This is a genomic window from Williamsia sp. DF01-3 (assembly GCF_023051145.1).
Classification (GTDB): Bacteria; Actinomycetota; Actinomycetes; order Mycobacteriales; family Mycobacteriaceae; genus Williamsia.
On record NZ_JALKFS010000005.1, the window covers coordinates 3,484,006 to 3,502,127 of the forward strand.

At 63.4% G+C, this 18,122-nt stretch carries 15 protein-coding genes and 1 tRNA gene; 9 read left to right on the forward strand and 7 right to left on the reverse strand.

All coding sequences use genetic code 11. The annotated features are described in order from the left end of the window. Positions 1-5 precede the first annotated feature (5 nt). The 3 genes from MVA47_RS18515 to polA all read right to left on the reverse strand — a co-directional run bounded on the left by MVA47_RS18515 (position 6) and on the right by polA (position 4,567). On the reverse strand, positions 6-1,211 hold the full coding sequence (locus tag MVA47_RS18515) for an RNA polymerase sigma factor (protein ID WP_247209216.1): 1,206 nt from the start codon (positions 1,209-1,211) through the stop codon (positions 6-8). Between the two features lie 59 nt (positions 1,212-1,270). Continuing rightward, entirely contained in the window at positions 1,271-1,693 is a 423-nt protein-coding gene (locus MVA47_RS18520) for a YciI family protein (protein WP_023960748.1), read from the reverse strand. Positions 1,694-1,825: 132 nt separating this feature from the next. After that, on the reverse strand, positions 1,826-4,567 hold the full coding sequence (gene polA, locus MVA47_RS18525; protein ID WP_247209218.1) for a DNA polymerase I: 2,742 nt from the start codon (positions 4,565-4,567) through the stop codon (positions 1,826-1,828). Between the two features lie 222 nt (positions 4,568-4,789). Here polA and MVA47_RS18530 point away from each other — a divergent pair, with 222 nt between their 5' ends. Genes MVA47_RS18530 through MVA47_RS18545 form a run of 4 tightly spaced genes read left to right on the forward strand, consistent with a single transcriptional unit; the run spans position 4,790 to position 9,064 of the window. Then, complete coding sequence (locus MVA47_RS18530) at positions 4,790-6,112, forward strand: branched-chain amino acid ABC transporter permease (protein WP_247209220.1); 1,323 nt, start codon at positions 4,790-4,792, stop codon at positions 6,110-6,112. Between the two features lie 3 nt (positions 6,113-6,115). After that, positions 6,116-7,105 (forward strand): branched-chain amino acid ABC transporter permease, encoded by a 990-nt coding sequence (locus MVA47_RS18535; protein ID WP_247209222.1) that lies wholly within the window; start codon positions 6,116-6,118, stop codon positions 7,103-7,105. After that, positions 7,098-8,219 carry an ABC transporter ATP-binding protein gene (locus MVA47_RS18540; RefSeq protein WP_247209224.1) on the forward strand — a complete coding sequence of 374 codons (1,122 nt, stop codon included), beginning with the start codon at positions 7,098-7,100 and terminating at the stop codon, positions 8,217-8,219. The genes MVA47_RS18535 and MVA47_RS18540 overlap by 8 nt, the downstream gene beginning before the upstream one ends. Beyond that, positions 8,216-9,064 (forward strand): ABC transporter ATP-binding protein, encoded by an 849-nt coding sequence (locus MVA47_RS18545; RefSeq protein ID WP_247209226.1) that lies wholly within the window; start codon positions 8,216-8,218, stop codon positions 9,062-9,064. Before MVA47_RS18540 ends, MVA47_RS18545 begins: the two co-directional genes overlap by 4 nt. Positions 9,065-9,248: 184 nt before the next feature. On the opposite strand, the gene MVA47_RS18550 is transcribed toward MVA47_RS18545, so the two are convergent. Beyond that, complete coding sequence (locus tag MVA47_RS18550) at positions 9,249-10,598, reverse strand: ABC transporter substrate-binding protein (RefSeq protein ID WP_247209228.1); 1,350 nt, start codon at positions 10,596-10,598, stop codon at positions 9,249-9,251. Positions 10,599-10,841: 243 nt separating this feature from the next. Then, a complete protein-coding gene (locus MVA47_RS18555; RefSeq protein WP_247209230.1) occupies positions 10,842-11,471 on the reverse strand; it encodes an ANTAR domain-containing response regulator in 630 nt (209 codons plus the stop codon). A gap of 117 nt (positions 11,472-11,588) precedes the next feature. On the opposite strand from MVA47_RS18555, the gene MVA47_RS18560 reads away from it, so the two are divergent. Next, positions 11,589-11,665, forward strand: a tRNA-Leu gene (locus MVA47_RS18560). 468 nt (positions 11,666-12,133) lie between these two features. Here the strand turns inward: MVA47_RS18560 and MVA47_RS18565 are convergent. Further along, on the reverse strand, positions 12,134-13,420 hold the full coding sequence (locus MVA47_RS18565) for an MFS transporter (protein ID WP_247209237.1): 1,287 nt from the start codon (positions 13,418-13,420) through the stop codon (positions 12,134-12,136). Between the two features lie 165 nt (positions 13,421-13,585). Between MVA47_RS18565 and MVA47_RS18570 the strand changes: the two genes are divergently transcribed. The 3 genes from MVA47_RS18570 (at position 13,586) to MVA47_RS18580 (ending at position 16,439) form a co-directional block, all read left to right on the forward strand. Then, positions 13,586-14,632 (forward strand): ABC transporter substrate-binding protein, encoded by a 1,047-nt coding sequence (locus tag MVA47_RS18570; protein ID WP_247209239.1) that lies wholly within the window; start codon positions 13,586-13,588, stop codon positions 14,630-14,632. Between the two features lie 83 nt (positions 14,633-14,715). Further along, positions 14,716-15,681: an iron ABC transporter permease gene (locus tag MVA47_RS18575; protein WP_247209241.1), complete on the forward strand. Its 966-nt coding sequence runs from the start codon at positions 14,716-14,718 to the stop codon at positions 15,679-15,681. Then, positions 15,678-16,439: an ABC transporter ATP-binding protein gene (locus tag MVA47_RS18580; RefSeq protein WP_247209243.1), complete on the forward strand. Its 762-nt coding sequence runs from the start codon at positions 15,678-15,680 to the stop codon at positions 16,437-16,439. Before MVA47_RS18575 ends, MVA47_RS18580 begins: the two co-directional genes overlap by 4 nt. A gap of 108 nt (positions 16,440-16,547) precedes the next feature. Here the strand turns inward: MVA47_RS18580 and MVA47_RS18585 are convergent, their stop codons facing one another. After that, positions 16,548-17,051, reverse strand: a complete 504-nt coding sequence (locus MVA47_RS18585) for an LppP/LprE family lipoprotein (protein ID WP_247209245.1) — start codon at positions 17,049-17,051, stop codon at positions 16,548-16,550. A 255-nt stretch (positions 17,052-17,306) separates the two neighbouring features. On the opposite strand from MVA47_RS18585, the gene MVA47_RS18590 reads away from it, so the two are divergent. Next, complete coding sequence (locus MVA47_RS18590; protein WP_247209247.1) at positions 17,307-18,119, forward strand: ABC transporter ATP-binding protein; 813 nt, start codon at positions 17,307-17,309, stop codon at positions 18,117-18,119. Positions 18,120-18,122 lie beyond the last annotated feature (3 nt).

Sequence of the window (18,122 nt, forward strand, 5' to 3'; positions counted from 1 at the left end):
TCCGTTCACGCGTCGAATGCGCGAGCCTTCGCGAGGAGAACGTCTCGCTCCCTTTGGTTTCCGGTCATCCCCGCCGCGGCCAGCAATTCGGTCCGTGCCTCGTCAACCCGCCCGAGCTGCCCCAGGAGCTCGCCGCGCACTGCCGGAAGCAGGTGCGAGCGTGCCAACATACCGTCTGCGACGAGTCCGTCGACGATGTCGAGTGCTGCCGCCGGTCCGGAGGCCATCGACACCGCGACAGCTCGGTTGAGCTCGATGACGGGAGACGGTGACAGGCGACCGAGCGCCTCATAGAGCAGGACGATGCGTGACCAGTCGGTGTCGTCGGCAGTCGGCGCGCTCGCATGGCATTCGGCCAGCGCCGCCTGCAGACCGTAGGGGCCGCGCCCGCGACCGCATGCGTCGGCGCGAGCCAGCGCCGCGACGCCTCGACGGATCTGGGTACGGTCCCACCGACTGCGGTCTTGGTCGGCCAGCAGGATCGGCGAACCGTCCTGTGCTGCGCGAGCGGCAAAACGGGATGCCTGGAACTCCATCAACGCCACGAGCGAGTGCACTTCGGGTTCGTCGGGAACAAGTCCTGCCAGGACCCGGCCGAGCCGCAACGCCTCGTCGCACAACTCGGTTCGGATCCACCGATCGCCGGACGACGCCGCGTAACCCTCGTTGAACACCAGGTAGATCACACTGAGCACGGCGGAAAGCCGGCGCGGATAGTCCTCGCGGGGCGGCACCTCGAACGGCACCCGAGCTGCGCTGAGCGTTTTCTTCGCGCGCACGATGCGCTGCTGAACGGTAGACGTGGACACGAGGAACGCCTTGGCGATCTCTTCGGCGGTGAGACCACCGACGACTCTCAACGTCAGAGCGATCTGTCCCTCCCGCGACAGCACCGGGTGGGCGGAGACGAAGACCAGTCGCAACACGTCGTCGTCGATGTGGTCGGGGTCCCAGCCCAGGTCGGCATCCGGCCTGGAGTCCAGGTCGCGGGCCATCTCCACATACTTCGCGTCGAGACGTTCCTGCCGACGCCAGCCATCGACTGCCCTTCGCTTGGCCACGGTGGTGAGCCAGGCGCCCGGATTTCGCGGGACACCCGACTCCGACCACTGCGTCAGCGCCTGGATCAGCGCCTCCTGCGCCAGGTCCTCGGCGACACCGACATCACCCACCATCCGTGTCAGGGTGGCGATGATCTTGGCTGCCTCCATACGCCACACCGCGTCAACGGTGCGGTGGATGGCTTCCGGCGAATTCAACTGCGCTCAGATCAGCTGGTGCGCTGATCGAGCTCCTCTCGCCACTTCTCTTCCTTCTGAATCCACTCGTTGTCGGCCGGGAAGTCCTCGACCTCGGTGACGCGGCGCACCTCAAGTTTCACGCCCGGGCCCAGCGGGCAACGCGAAGCCCATTGCGCCGCTTCCTCTTTGCTCGCGACCTGCAGGATCCAGAAGCCGCTGAAGAGTTCTTTCGCCTCGGCGTACGGGCCGTCGGTGACCACGGGCGGGTCGGAGTCGAAGTCCACCACGAAGCCTTCTTCTGCGCCCGAGAGGCCTTCACCGGCGAGGAGTACCCCCGCCTTCATCAACGACTCGTTGTACGCCCCCATGGCGGCGATGATCTCCTCGAAGTCCATCGACTTGCTCGCCTCGATGGCTTCTTCGGTGGTCCGCATGATCAGCATGTAGCGCATTGTGTTCTCCCTGTCCGTGTGATCGCAGGGTGTCCCTGCGAGAGTTCCGTTCGAGGTTCTCAGTCATACGTCGAACGACGATCCGTCAGATCGACACGGATCCGAAAAAATCTTCGGGCGGTCCACTGACCGTTAGTGCGCGGCCTCGTCCCATGACCGGCCGTAGCCGATCGACACGTCCAACGGCACCGACAACTCGATCGCCCCACCCATCTTTGCGCGGACCAGGGACTCCAGTTGCTCTTTCTCACCCGGCGCGACCTCGAACACCAACTCGTCGTGCACCTGCAGCAACATGCGCGACGTCAGGTTCTGGTCTGCGAGCGCCCGTTGGACGTCGATCATGGCGACCTTGATGATGTCGGCCGCCGTGCCCTGGATGGGCGCGTTGAGCGCCGCTCGCTCGGCGACGTCGCGTCGTTGCCGGTTGTCGCTGTTGAGGTCGGGCAGGTAGCGACGGCGACCGAACAAGGTGGACGTGTACTCGTTGCGGCGGGCCTCTTCGACGGTTTCGTGCAGGTAGTCGCGCACCCCGCCGAACCGGGTGAAGTAGGCCTCCATCTGTTCTTTTGCTTCGCTCGTGCTGATCTTGAGCTGTGCCGACAAGCCGAAGGCACTGAGTCCGTACGCGAGCCCGTAGCTCATCGCCTTGACCCGGCGGCGCATGTCGGGGGTCACCTCGTCGATGGGCACGCCGAAAGCACGCGACCCGACAAAGCTGTGGAGGTCCTCACCGGTGTTGAAGGCCTCGATCAACCCCGCGTCGCCGGACAGATGCGCCATGATCCGCATCTCGATCTGGCTGTAGTCGGCCGTCATCAACGTCTCGAAACCCGAACCCACGACAAACCCCTGGCGGATCTGTCGGCCGGCATCGGTACGGACCGGGATGTTCTGGAGGTTCGGCTCGGTGGACGACAACCGTCCGGTCGCCGCGATGGTCTGGTTGAAGGTGGTGTGCACCCGTCCGTCGTCCGAGACGGACTTCAGCAGTCCGTCGACCGTGACCTTGAGCCGCGTGGCGTCGCGGTGCGCCAGAAGATGTTCCAGGAACGGGTGCCCCGTCTTCTCGAACATCGCGAGCAGCGCATCGGCGTCGGTGGTGTACCCGGTCTTGGTCTTCTTGGTCTTGGGCATCTCGAGTTTGTCGAACAGCACGACCTGCAACTGCTTCGGCGATCCCAGGTTGATCTGCTCGCCGATCACCTCGTAGGCCGCTTCCGCGGATTGGCGCACTCGCGCAGCAAACCCTGACTCGAGATCCTCGAGATGTGCTGAATCGATGGCGATGCCGGCTGCTTCGAGTTCTGCCAGGACAAAGAGCAGTGGCAGCTCCATGTCCGTCAGGAGTGAGGCCGAGTCGATCTTCGCCAACTCCTCGTCGAAGCGGTCGGCCAGCTCACCGACGGCTTGGGCCTGCAGCATCGCCTGGTCGGCCGCGGCCTGGGCGCCGGAATCCTCGTCGAGCAACGAGAGCTGACCGTCGTCGGGGGCGGCGTCGGCGCGTAGTTCACGCCGGAGGTACCGCAGGGCGAGGTCATCGAGGTTGAACGATCGTTGCCCAGGACGTACCAGATAGGCGGCGAGCGACGTGTCACTGGTGACCCCGCCGAGACGCCAGCCGCGACCCCGAAGTGCGTGGAAAGCCCACTTGGCCTCGTGGATGGCTTTGGCAGCGTTGGTGTCGGCCAGCCAATCGGCGATCGCCTCCTCGTCCGCCGGCCCGATCTCGGCAGGATCGAGGTATGCCGACTCGCCATCGGCCGCAGCGATCGCGATGCCTGTGACGTCCGACCCGTAGACCTGCCGGGGCCCGACAATCGTGAGGCCTGCCCGGCCGGTGCCGGGCGCCGCGTGCGCGGCGAGCCAATCCGCAACCTGGCCCGCGCCGAGCTGGCTGCCCCGTAGATCGAAGCCTGACTCGGCTTCTGGCTCGGCCGAGGTGAGGGTGGTGAACAACCGGTCCCGCAGCACCCGGAACTCGAGGTCGTCGAACAGCTGGTGAATCTGGTTGCGGTCCCACGGCGCCAGCTGCAGGTCGTCGGGACCGATCGGCAGGTCCATGTCACGGACCAGCTCGGTGAGCTGGCGGTTCATCTGAACACTGGCCACGTGGGCGCGAAAGGCGTCGCCCACTTTGCCTTTCACCTTGTCTGCGTTTTCCACCAGACCCGACAGCGACCCGTACTCCCGGATCCACTTCGATGCGGTCTTCTCCCCCACACCGGGAATGCCGGGGAGATTGTCCGACGGGTCACCGCGCAGCGCGGCGAAGTCAGGGTACTGCGAAGGCGTCAGCCCGTACTTCTTCTCCACCTCCTCCGGGGTGAACCGCGTCAACTCCGAGACGCCGCGTTTGGGGTAGAGGACGGTGACGTTGTCGGTCACCAGTTGCAGCGCGTCGCGGTCACCGGTGACCACCAGGACGCGGAAACCCTGCTCTGCTGCCTGGGTGGTCAACGTGGCGATGATGTCGTCGGCTTCGTAACCCTCCCGGGCCAGAACCGGGATGCCCATTGCCCCCAGGACGTCCTTGGTGAGGTCGATCTGGCCACGGAATTCGTCAGGCGCCGAGCTGCGCTGGGCCTTGTACTCCGGGAACACCTCGGCACGGAACGTCTGTCGCGACACGTCGAAGGCGGCCGCGATGTGGCTCGGATTCTCGTCGCGAAGCAGGTTGATCAACATGGAGGTGAACCCGTACACGGCGTTGGTGGTCTGACCTGATGCGGTCTTGAAGTTCTCGGCGGGTAGCGCGAAAAATGCGCGGAACGCCAACGAGTGACCATCGAGCAGCATCAAGGTCGGCTGCTGCGCCTTGGACGCTGATTTCGCCGATGTACGGCCGGGTTTGCTGATCTGGGCAGGACTCACGACGCAAGTGTATGGAGCTTCGCCGACAGTCCCGGCAAGACGCCTCACCAAAACCAATTTTCTTGGCGTCGAACCAGCTCACAAAGCCGAGTTACTCAACAGTAACTCGGGGGAAACATAGAAACCCTGCCGCGAGTCCTCCGTGGTTATAGGGTCGCCAAACGAGATGTTCGCGCGGCAAACGTGCCGCGCGCCGACCACCTTCGGGAGGATTCACGCGTGATGCCCCGTCATGCTCAGCGAGCACGGGTCTTGGGAGCCAAGTTAGGGGCAGGCGCTCTCCTGACCTTGCTGGCATCGCTTCTACTTGCCGGGATAGTCGGCACCGGAAGCGCTGTCGCCACCCCAGCTCCATCCTCAGACGACACCGTCCGGGTGTTCGGAACGCTGCGAAATGGTTCCGAGCCCGTCGCAGAAGTGAAAGTCGACGCCAAAGACCAGGCCGGCGCCGTGGTCCAGTCGTCCACCTCCTCCGACACAGGGGCGTGGACGATGAACCTGCCGCCCGGCACCTACTCGGTGGTCATCGACAAGTCGACCATCCCGAGTGGGGTCGAGGTACAGAAAGACACCGTCGCGGTCACGGTCACGGCCGGCTCTCCACGGCCGGTGATCTTCCTCTTCGGTGAGGAACGCACCGCCACGGAGATCGGCGCCGCCGAGGAACTCACGCGGCTGGCGATCGACGGTCTGAGATTCGGTCTCATCATCGCGATCACCGGCGTCGGCCTGAGCCTCATCTTCGGCACCACCGGACTGACCAACTTCGCCCATGGCGAGCTGGTGACCCTGGGTGCTGTGGTGGCCTGGGCGATCAACGTCAAACTCGGTGTCCAGCTGATACCGGCGACCATCCTGGCGATCATCGTCGGCATAGGTGTCGGCATCCTCAACGAACTCGCCATCTGGCGGCCGCTACGGCGACGCCGATCCGGACTCATCGCGATGCTGGTGGTGTCGATCGGATTGGCGCTCGTCATGCGCTACGGAATCCTGATCTTCTTCTCCGACCGCGCCGAACCGTTCGACGACTACCAGGTGCAGACGCAGATCGGTTCCGGCGCGTTCGCGATCACCCCGGTCAACCTGTGGTGCATCATCATCAGCCTCGTCGTGCTGCTGCTGGTGGCGCTGATGCTGCAGAAGACGCGGATCGGAAAGGCCATGCGAGCCGTTGCCGACAACCGTGACCTCGCCGCATCGTCCGGTATCAACGTGGACCGCGTCATCCTTTTCGTCTGGGCCTTGTCAGGCGGTCTCGCAACCCTCGGCGGCGTTCTCTTCGCGATGTCCGAACTGGGTGGCCGTGTCCAATGGGAGATGGGTTTCAAATTGCTTCTGCTCATGTTCGCCGGCATCACCCTCGGCGGACTCGGAACGGCCTACGGCGCGCTGCTGGGCTGTGTGATCGTGGGCCTTCTGGTCCAGGTTTCCACCTACTGGATCAACCCCGACCTCAAGTACATCGGTGGCCTTCTCGTTCTCATCGTCATTCTCACCATCAGACCCCAGGGCATCCTCGGGTCCAGAGCGAGGATCGGCTGACTCATGGATCTCATCTCTGCACTTCAGACGTCGTTTGCCCAATTGATCGGTCCCTCAGCGGTTTTCTATGCGCTGTTGGCGATCGGGCTGAACCTGCACTTCGGCTACGCCGGACTGCTCAACTTCGGTCAGATCGGTTTCGCCCTGCTCGGCGCCTACGGCGTCGGCATCATGGCCGACAATTACGACCAGCCACTGTGGGTGGGTGCGATCGTCGGTATCGTCGCGGCCGCGATCTTGGCCCTTGTGCTCGGTTTGCCCACACTTCGATTACGGGCCGACTATCTGGCCATCGTGACGATTGCGGCGTCGGAGATCTTGCGATTGGTCTTCCGGTCCACCGCCTCCGATGACCTGACGCACTCGACCAACGGCATCTTCGGATACGCGGACGGGTTCTTCGACTACAGCCCGTTCGCCAACGGCAAGCAGTACTCGTTCTTCGGCGTCAAGTTCCAGGGCACAGACCTCTGGGCGATGGTGGTCGGCTGGGCGATCGTGCTGTTGCTCTGTCTCCTGGTGTGGCTGCTCGTACGCAGTCCCTGGGGTCGCGTCCTCAAGGCTGTTCGCGAGGACGAGGACGCCGCCCGGTCGCTGGGTAAGAACGCCTACTTCTACAAGATGCAAGCCCTGGTGCTCGGTGGTTGCATCGGTGGCGTGGCGGGTGTCTACAACGCGCTGCAAACCCAGTCGATCAACCCCGACTTCTACTCCACGGCGCAGACCTTCTTCGCCTACGGAGCACTGATTCTCGGCGGCGCCGCCACGGTATTCGGGCCGGTTGTCGGCGCGATGCTGTTCTGGTTCCTGCTGGCCATCCCCGATGCCTTGCTGCGCCAGGTCACGTCCGGCCCCGACCCCTGGTTCGAGATGACGCAGCAGCAGGTCGGCGCCACCCGTTACGTCTTGTTGGGATTGGCGATAGCCCTGATGATGGTCTTCAGACCGCAAGGAATCCTCGGTAACAAGCGAGAGGTCCAGCTCGATGCCTGACGGACGTCACACACAGCCCCCCGGTCCTGACGGTCCCGGATCGGCCTCCGAACCCGGCATCGGGGTGGATGCCTCGACGCTGGTCACCGAGGCGGCCCCGGCCACTCTTGCCGAGTTGAAGGCGTTCAGCGCGGCTGAGCGTGCCGAGCTCTTCGCCGGTGTCACCGCCGAACCGGGTTCGGCCAAACCCGACCCGATCATCTCGGTGGACAACATCACCCGGACATTCGGTGGCCTCAAAGCCGTCGATGTGAAGCATCTGGAGATCCAACGCGGATGCATCACGGGATTGATCGGCCCCAACGGGGCGGGCAAGACCACGTTCTTCAATTTGATCACCGGGTTCGACAAGCCCGACACGGGTAGCTGGTCGCTCAACGGCAAGCACATGGGAAGGGTTGTGCCGCACCGGGTTGCGCGCAACGGCATGGTGCGTACCTTCCAGCTCACCAAGGCGCTGTCAAAGTTGTCGGTACTCGACAACGTGCGGCTCGGTGCTCGCCACCAGAGCGGCGAGCACATGCTGCAGGCGTTGGCGCCGTGGACGTGGCGCAAGCAGGAGGCCGAAACCACCGAGCGCGCATACGAATTGCTCAAGCGGTTCAAGCTCGACGCCAAGGCCGACGACTACGCCGGTTCGCTGTCTGGTGGCCAGCGCAAGTTGCTGGAGATGGCACGCGCGTTGATGACCAATCCCGAGGTCGTCATGCTCGACGAACCGATGGCCGGGGTGAACCCGGCGTTGACCCAGAGCCTGCTCGAACACATCAAGGCGTTGCGCGACGAGGGTATGACCGTGGTGTTCGTCGAACACGACATGGACGTCATCCGCGACATCAGCGACTGGGTGGTGGTGATGGCACAGGGCAAGGTGATCGCCGAGTCGCTCCCCGGCCGCCTCGGCGACAACCCCGCGGTGGTCGATGCATATCTGGGCGGCCACCACGATCAAGCGCTCGAGTTCGACGAGGACGGTAACCCGGTCGGCGAAACCGCCGTGCTGGCAGAGCAGGTCGAGGCCGCGATCGAAGAGACCCTCCACGCCGGCGGGGACCTGTCGCAGCCCGACCCGATCGCTCCGTCCACCTCGCACGGAAAAAAGGACAAACCATGAGTGGACCGGACCTCTCGAAATCGCCCACCTCATCGGGCGCAACCGCGGCGCCGGGCGGGCTCAGCCACGCTGAATTGGCCGCCACGCCTGAGGAACACCGCAAGCTGGCGGCCAACGCACTGCTACGCGCCGATGACATCACCGCGGGCTATCTACCAGGTATCAATATCCTCGAGGAGTGCAACTTCTACCTCGACGACGGTGAGATCGTCGGGATCATCGGGCCCAACGGCGCCGGTAAATCGACGTTGCTCAAGACCCTGTTCGGACTGATCCCGGTGCGGGTCGGAGCGGTGACGCTCCGCGGAGACAACATCACCTCGGCCAAGGCGCACGTGCTGGTCACCAAGGGTGTGGGCTACGTCCCGCAGACCCAGAACGTCTTCCCTGCTCTCACCATCGAAGAGAACCTCGAGATGGGAATTTACCTGCGTCCCAAGAAGTTCAACGAGCGCTTCGACTTCGTGTCCGAGCTGTTTCCTCTGCTCGCCGAACGTCGCAAGGTGAAAGCCGGAGCACTGTCCGGTGGCGAACGTCAGATGGTGGCCATGGGCCGGGCTCTGATGATGGAGCCTTCGGTACTGCTTCTCGACGAGCCGTCGGCAGGATTGTCCCCGATGTTCCAGGACGAGGTGTTCATCCGGATCAAGAAGATCAACGCCACCGGCGTCTCGGTGATCCTCGTGGAGCAGAACGCTCGACGTTGCCTGCAGATCTGCGATCGTGGCTATGTGCTCGACCAGGGCCGCAATGCCTATACCGACACCGGTACCAACCTCGCCAACGACCCGAAGATCATCGAGCTGTATCTCGGGACGCTGGCGGGAAGTGCCGAGAAGAAATAGCTCGGCTCAGAGGCTCTACGCAACGATCCGCCCCGGTTGACCCGGGGCGGATCGTTCTGGTTTCGGCGAAATATGTTGTCTGCAAGGCGATGCGGGCCAGGTCTCATCAATCAGCGCGAGCAGAAGGCCCGGGTCTCGCGACCCGGGCCTTTCTCAGTGTTGTGCATTCACCTCTGCGAGGTGATCAGTTGCCCTTGACCACCTTGTAGTCGGCGACAGGGGCGATCAACTTGTTGTTGCCGTCGAACTCGAGCACACCGTACGAACCAACTGACGGCTCACCGGCGGTGACGAAGGCCAATTCGCCTGTGACACCGTCATAATCGAGGTCAGTGCCGGCCTTCGCCAGCGGGAGGCATTCCTCAAATGTCTTGCACTTGGTGCCACCCTCGGTCACAGCGTTGATGTTCGCTGCGATCGAACGGCCATTGGTCGACTTCGCCACTTCGGCGGCGAGCGCGGAGATGACCACCGCGTCGTAACTCTCACCGGCGTAGTTGAAGTCGATCAGTGCCGGGTCGGCGGTCTTGAGACGAGCCTCGAACTGCGGGCCGACGTTCGTCAGCGGCGTGGTGCCCTTCATTCCCTCGAGGATGCCCGGACCGACCGACTCACCCAGGGCGTTGCCCATGTTGCCGTCGACGCCGAAGACGAGCTTGTCCTTCGGTCCGATCTTCACCTCGTTCATGCGGGTGATGATCTTGGCGCTCTCCTCGAATCCGATGACGGCAATGCCGTCTGGATTGAAGTTCTTGACCTGGTCGACCTCGGCGTTGAACGACTGCGCGTTGGGGTCGTAGATGATCGTCTTGATCTGGTCGGCCGGGATGCCCGCGGCCTCGAGATCGGAGACGGTGTTCTTGGCCAGACCGGTGCCGTACGGGTCGTTCATCGCCAGGATGGCAACACGCTGCACGCCGCCCTCGGCCATGACCTGTGCAAGCGCCTGTGCCTGCAGGGTGTCGGCAGGAGCGGTACGGAAGTACTGGCCCTTGTCTGCGTAGCAGGTGAACTCATCGGAGGTGTTCGCCGGCGAGAACATCACTGCACCGGCATTGCTGATCTTGTCGATGACCTTCAGCGACACCGACGAGGATGCGGCACCGACGATCACCTGGGTACCGGCTGCGAGCTCGCGGTCCACGGTGGCGTTGGCGGTGTCGGTTGTGGTGTCTCCGGAGTCACCGTCGATCTGCTGAACCGGCTGGTCGAGCACGCCGCCTGCCGCGTTCACATCCTGCACGGCCAACTTGACGCCTGCGAACTCAGGCGGTCCGAGGAACGCCAGGCTTCCCGTGGCGGGGAGCAGCGTGCCGATCTTCAGGGGGGCCGTGCTGACCGGTCCTGGCGTCGCCTTGTCGGCGTTCTCACCACAGTCGGTGTTGGTTGTCGCCTCCGTGGACGAAGACGCGGATGCACCGGTCGCGCCTCCGGTCGTCGCCGTGTCGTCAGAATCGTCTGAACTACAGCCGGCAATTGCCATGACGGAAACCGCCGCGGCAATCGTTCCCCTCAAGAGATATCTGTGGGACATCAACATTCTCCTCGCGGTAAACCACCGAGCGCGGCGCGTCTTCTACGACGCATACGACCGCCACTCGCTTGGGTAAAGCTAGCGCCATCGTGTTGCCCGCGAGTAACGTTCGTGAAACTGGAGAGCACCTGCAGCCTGGCCGTGACCGATTTGAAACACGGTTGTCCGGCCGGCGCCTCGGCGCGTCTGCTTCGGCCGGGCACCGAACCGCCCCGGCCGCGACGGAAATGCCTGACAGAGCGCTTATTTGGCCTTGTTGCCGAGGGTTTCGATGACCACTTCGGCCACCGCCTTCATCGTGGTGCGGCGATCCATCGCCGCCCGCTGAATCCACTTGAAAGCGTCGGGCTCGCTGAACGAATGCGACTCCATCAAGATGCCCTTTGCGCGTTCCACCAATTTGCGGATCTCAAGACGTTCGGTGAGGTCGGCGACATCGCGTTCCAGGACATTGAGTTCGGTGTACCGGCTCACCGCGACCTCGATGGTCGGCACCAAGTCGGCTTTGGTGAAGGGTTTGACCAGATACGCCATCGCACCCGCGTCGCGGGCCTTCTCGACAAAATCACGCTGGCTGAAGGCGGTCAGCATCACGACGGCCGCCAGGCGTTTGCTCGCGATCTCCGCTGCTGCGTCGATACCGTCCCGGACGGGCATCTTCACGTCCATGATGACGAGGTCGGGCCGCAACTCCTCGGTGAGGTCGACGGCCACCTGACCGTTGGGAGCCTCCCCCACCACGTCGTAGCCCTCTTCGCGCAACATCTCGATGAGGTCCATCCGGATCAAGGAATCGTCTTCGGCAACCAGGACACGGCGGACCGTTGCTGCCGGCTCCTTGGCCTGAGCTGCACTTGCGTCCGTCGTTGCCATCGGTCCCACCTCCACATTGAAATCGCCGTCCCGTGCGCAGTCGAGCGCCGTGATGTGGTGCAACAGTACCGGTTGGATCGGCGCCCGGCCCGTCATCTAAAGTGTGGTCTGCGACGCGCCCCCGTAGCCCAATTGGCAGAGGCAACGGATTCAAAACCCGTCCAGTGTCAGTTCGAGTCTGACCGGGGGCACCACGTAGCAGGGTTCTTGTCGAAGTCGATCACCGTGGGACGGCCCCGTGCTACCGCTCCCGGGCGAAGCCTCTCCGCTCGTCCGACGCCAGTGCTGCGATGTCCTGTGACCCAGCAGCAGATGAAGGTGACCGGCTCGCAGCATTCGTGACCTGACGAGCCATCGAAGAGGATCGGGCGGGTCACTTGACGAGCACCGCAGAAGCGCGGCTCGAATCAACTACGCATTCGATGGCATCCAACGACTTTGACCGCCGCTACATGCCTCGGGTGAACGCCGTGACGGCGGTGACGTCGTCACCACGAACCCCTTCGGTAGGGTCACCGGTCACCTGCGACATCCGAAAGTTTCAGTCCCACAGGCATACCGGCGTGATCGTCTGCCTTGCGACAACTCTCGGCACGCTCTTGCGCGCACGGGCGACGAGGCAGGGGCTGTGGACGCTCCACGGGGAGAAGCGGCCGATACGATCACTCTCTCGCGACATTCGCTGACAACAATCGCAACCCCATAGCGCCGGCGAGGGGGAAGAGTGCTCCGACCAGCCAGGGAATGGCTGCTCCCCAGCCGGTCTCGGGAGCCACATCGATGACGGCACCGATCACCGCGGAACCGATCAGCACGCCGACCCCGCCCACCGAGGCCATGAAACCGAAGTAGGAGCCGAGTCTTCGATCGGCGGCGAGCCGCGGCACCAGATCCCGTGCCGGCGGCACGGCGATCATCTGACCGAGCGCGAGCAGTACAACAAACACGGCGGCCGGAATCAGCGCCACCACTCCGTGCAGCTCCAGCGGAACCGTCATTGCAACGGCCACGAACGACACCGCCATGATGGCGAATCCGACAGGCAGCACAACTTGAAACGAGAGCCGCCGCAGCTTACGGGTGATCAACAACTGCGTCGCGACGACAAACACCGCCGAGATCGCGAAATACCAGCCCAGCACGGACTGCGATCCCCACGCTCGCTCGACTTCGAGTGGCAAGAGCAAGTAGAGCTGGTTGTACGCAATCAGCTGAGCGCTCATCGCGAGAGCGAACAGAACGAACAACTTGTTGCGCACCACTTCGTTCCACCCAGACAGCCACGACTCTCCTCGATGCTCGCCTGGTTGGTTCGGCAACCATCGAAGATGCGCGACGACCACTGCCACGAAGATGCCCGCGGCGGCGAGGCACGCACTCTGAAAATCAATAAGCAGCAACAACGATCCGATCAACGGACCGGCAAGAGACCCGATCTGCCCGCACACCGACAAGAGCGCAAACGTCTGGACCCGAGTGGGACCGCCGTCGCGCTCGCTCTTTCCCGCCTCCACGGCAATTGCCGACTCGACTGCCGGCGAGAACAAGGCAGCTGCGAAACCGACCAACACTGTCGCGGTGAGAACGCCTGCCATCGAGTCCACAAACGCAAATCCGACGAACCCCAGCACGCGCACCACACACCCGATGAGAATCACGGGCCTGATACCCCACCTGTCGGCAAGTGTGCCCCCGACGAAAAACAGACCCTGCTGTGAGAACGTCCGGATGCCCAGTACTACACCGACCATCGCGGCGCCGAGACCGACGTCATCGGTCAGATGAACCGAGAGATACGGCAGCACCATGAAGAAGCCGACGTTGAACGTCAGCTGGGTCAATACGAGCAGCCTGATGGCCGGCGTCGACCGTCTCATCTCCTCGATGAACGACAGGCGCCATCTCTTGTGCCGATCGTCGGCGCCCGCGGTCACGCGCTGCTCTCCCATCGCTTGATGTACTGCCTGCGCAGACGCTACAGGTCGTAATAGACCTGAACGGACGAGATAGGTTAGCCTAGCCGAGTTCTTCGCCGTGGCCGTGTCGCGAGGGTGGTTTGCGCGAAACAGATCGCGTTCCCCACGCACCGGTCTACATCAAGAGAGTTGTCAACAGTGAGTGCATTTTCCAAGGGCGTGTGTGCCCTGTCGACTCTGACCGTCGTGGCCGGTCTCCTGACCGCCTGCGGCGAATCTGAGTCGGTGACCGAGACAGAGGCCGTCGGGGGCGATGGAAAGACCTCCTACCCCCTCGTGATCGACAACTGCGGGCAGTCTGTAACCGTCGACGCTCCTCCGCAGCGGGTGGTCTCGCTCGATCAGAACTCCACCGAAATCCTTCTGTCCCTCGGCCTTGAAGACCGCATCGTAGGCACCGCCTCGTGGACCGACCCCGTGCGACAAAATCTTGAGGCCGCAAACGCCGCCGTACCTCGGCTCGCTGACAACGCTCCCACGTATGAGGTCGTTCTCAACGCCGACCCGGACTTTGTCACTGCATCGTTTGGACGTCATTTCAAAGAGGGCGGCGTCACCACGCGAGCCCGTTTCGCAGAGACGGGCACCGAGACCTACCTGTCCCCCACCGACTGCGACAACGGTGTCAGTATCAACGGGGGCAACACCCGGACCAACCCTCTGACGATTGATTCGCTTTACCAGGAGATCACCGAGCTCGCGGAGATCTTTGACGTTCAGGACAAGGGCGCAGAACTGGTGGGTCAATTGCAGGAGCGCCTCAACGCCGCGACAGAAGGACTCGACAAGTCCGGCGTTTCGATGGCGTTCTGGTTCGCAGACACCAAGAGCCCGTACATCGCCGGTGGCCTGGGCTCGGCGAACCTGCTGGCGACCACGGTCGGCGCCACAAACGTGTTCTCCGACATCGACGACGACTGGCCGGCAGTCGGCTGGGAGACCATGGTCGATCGCGGCCCATCCGTGCTGATCCTCGGCGACCTGTTGCGCGACAGGTTCCCGGGCGACCGCCTAGCAGACAAGATCGCCTTCCTCGAGTCCGACCCGGTCACCAAAACCATGCAGGCGGTCAAGGACAAGCGATTCATATCGTTGCACGGCGCCGAGATGAATCCCTCGATCCGGCTGGTGGACGGCGTCGAAAAGGTCGCCGCCGGCCTCCGCGAGATGGAACCGCAGTCCTGAGCGCGGCCACGTCGACTGAGCCCAGTGTTGTTCGCAGACAGCTCGGCCTACCCGTCGTCCTGGGTTTCGGCCTGGTGCTGCTGGTGGCTTCGGTTGCCGCGGCGATGACACTGGGCCCGGCGAATGTATCGCTGGTCAACGTCCGCGACGTCGTCACCAATCATCTTGGCCTGACGGACATCCCGGTCAGACTGTCGAAGAACGCCATCGTCTGGGAAGAGCGCTTGCCCCGCAGCCTCGTCGCTGCTGCCTGCGGGAGCGGCCTGGGCATTTGCGGAGTGATCATGCAGTCGCTGCTGCGCAACCCCCTCGCCGATCCGTTTGTACTCGGGATCAGCTCGGGCGCATCGACCGGAGCGGTCATCGTGGGAGTTCTCGGAATCGGTGGCGCCGCACTCGGACTGTCCGGCGGCGCGTTCATCGGGGCCCTCGTCGCATTTGCACTCGTGCTCCTGCTGGCACAACTCTCTGGCGGCAACAACGACCGTGTGATTCTTGCGGGAGTGGCCAGCACACAACTGTTCTCGGCGTTGACCTCGCTGGTCATCTTCGCGTTCGCGGACTCCGACGAGACCCGCGGCGTCATGTTCTGGCTTTTAGGATCACTGGAAGGGGTTCGCTGGGACGACGTGTTCCTCTGTGTGGCGGTGGTTTCAGTCGGTGTCGCCGTCTGCTTCTACTACGCGTTCGTTCTCGACGCGTTCAGTTTCGGCAACGAGGTCGCATCCTCTCTGGGGATCTCGGTGCGTACCGCCCGAACTGCGTTGCTCGTGGTGACCGCGCTGATCACTGCCACGCTGGTCAGTGTGGCCGGAGCGATCGGATTCGTCGGGCTCGTACTGCCGCATGCCGCGCGTTTGCTCATCGGTTCCCGGCACAACCGGCTCATACCGGTCACCGCCCTCATGGGTGCGGTGTTCATGGTGTGGGTCGACGCGGTGTCCCGCGTCGCTTTCGCACCAACGCCTCTGCCGGTCGGAGTCGGCACCGCCTTGATAGGAGTCCCCGCGTTCATCGCGATCCTGTCGCGGAGAAGGACGTCGGCATGACACTGGCAGCATCGCAGGTCAGCTGGCGGCGCGGCGGAACCCTCGTGGTCGACGGTGTCTCACTGCATCCGGAGCCGGGCGACACCGTCGGACTGCTCGGGCCCAACGGGTCGGGCAAATCGTCCCTGCTGCAGTTGTTGAACGGCGCGGTCAAACCCACATCCGGGGTGATAAGCCTCGACGGCACTGAGCTGAACAGCCTGCGGCGCAAGGAGATAGCCAAGACCGTTGCGGTGGTGAGTCAGCACGCCGACACCGACTTCGACATCACCGTCGCCGATGTCGTTCGGCTGGGACGAATTCCCCACCGTGGGGCGTTCGGAGGCAACGCCACGGCAGACCAGCAGGCCGTGGAATCGGCGCTGACGCACACCGGGTTGACCGCCAAAGCCCATCGGCTGTGGCATCAACTCTCCGGCGGCGAACGGCAGCGTGCCCAGATCGCTCGTGCCCTGGCGCAAGAACCACGCGAATTGCTGCTCGACGAGCCGACAAACCACCTCGACATCCATCATCAGCTCGAATTGCTCTCCCTTGTGGCTCGATTGCCGATCACGAGCATCATCGCGTTGCACGACCTCAATCTCGCAGCGATGTTCTGCACGCAGCTCATCGTTCTGTCCGAGGGGCGGGTCGTGGCAGCGGGTGCCCCTGCGGCCGTGCTGACCGAGGAACTGATCGCGGACGTTTACCACGTGCGGGCAAAGGTGGGCACCGACGGGCCACACGGACAACTGTTCATCAGATTCGAACCGTGAACGCGAAGACGAGCAACTTCTGGTCGATGGACTCCACAGTCTGTGCCGCGAGCTCTACGCTGCCCGCTCAGACCGCGTTGTTGGTGTCGCGGAGCCGATTACGAGCGATCAGCACTCGCCGTCGGTGACCGCCTCGGGAAGTTCGCCGACCATGTCGATGCCGGAACCGTTCCACCGGTAGGCCACGTTCACCTCGCCCTGCGGCGTGGCATTGGGTTCGTCGGCGACGATGTAGCGGTACCGAACGTCGATCTGATCGTCGGATGCACCCGTGATCATCTGGTAGCTGAGGTTGCAGGCGGTGCCGGTACCAAGGAACTCACCCCCACGGAAGAGCAACAGCTGATTCGGCGACGAGCCCGTACCGCCCTCGGTATGAAGGGCCACGAAGATCAGCAATGAACATGTGCCGGCGTTGGTCTCGCCCCTCACCCAATTCACGCCAGGCATCGGGGGCGCGATCTGCGCGATCGCATCGTCGATCGTCGTCGCATCGACCTGTGACCCGCACGGCGCTTCCTCCCCCACCGGCTCGGTGGCGGGCACGTCCGTTGCGGCCGGAGGCGGGGGCGGAGAAGTGATCGTCGGGTCCGCAGTGTCTCTCTCGGTCAACGTAGATCGAGACCCGATCACCGCAGTGGCATCGCAATCACGCGTCCAGGGCTGGAGAACGCTTGACCTTGACGCTGGGTCAACCATTCATCCTTATTTCACGAGCTGCTGCCCAACCAGCGGGACAGCTTCACTGGGGAGGTAGGAAATGACTGGAGAAGTGATGAAGAACGATCGCGGCGGGCCATCCGCGACCCGTGCCGCGGTGGTCTCGGCACGCGATACCGTGGCGGCACTTGCTCTGTGGATACACCCGTGAACCGACTACGTGATGGTGAGCCGGCTGTTCGCGTCGAGGGACTCAGCAAGTCGTTCGGTGAGCTCGAGGTGCTTCGCGGCGTAGATTTCGACGTGGCGCGAGGCAGCATCTTCGCGCTCCTCGGCTCGAACGGGGCTGGCAAGACCACCGTCGTGAAGATCTTGTCGACGTTGCTGCGACCCGACGGAGGTTCGGCCGTCGTCAATGGTTTCGATGTCGCTACTCGACCCGGTGATGTGCGCGAGTCGATCAGCCTCACCGGACAGTTCGCCGCGGTGGATGAGATTTTGACTGCGAGGGAGAACCTGGTCCTCATTGCAAAGCTCCGGCACCTACCAGACCCTGCGGCCACCGCAGATGCCCTCCTGGAGCAGTTTTCGCTCACCGACGCGGCTGCGCGAAGGGTGTCGACGTATTCAGGTGGGATGCGCCGTCGCCTGGACATTGCCATGAGTCTGATCGGAGATCCGCCGGTGATCTTCTTGGACGAACCGACGACTGGGCTGGACCCTGAGGCGCGCGTCGAGGTGTGGCAGACCGTGAAAGGGCTCGCCGGGCGCGGTACAACCGTTTTGCTGACGACGCAGTACTTGGAGGAGGCAGAGCATCTCGCAGACAGGATCGCCATCCTCCATCAAGGCCGAGTCATCGTGAACGGATCACTCGGCGAACTCAGACAGCTTCTTCCACCCACCAAGGTCGAGTACGTGGAGAAGCAGCCGACACTCGAAGACGTGTTTTTCGCCATCGTCGGTGACAAGACAGACATGACAAGGGCAGCAAAGCCTCGACCGACGACCAAGGATTGACTC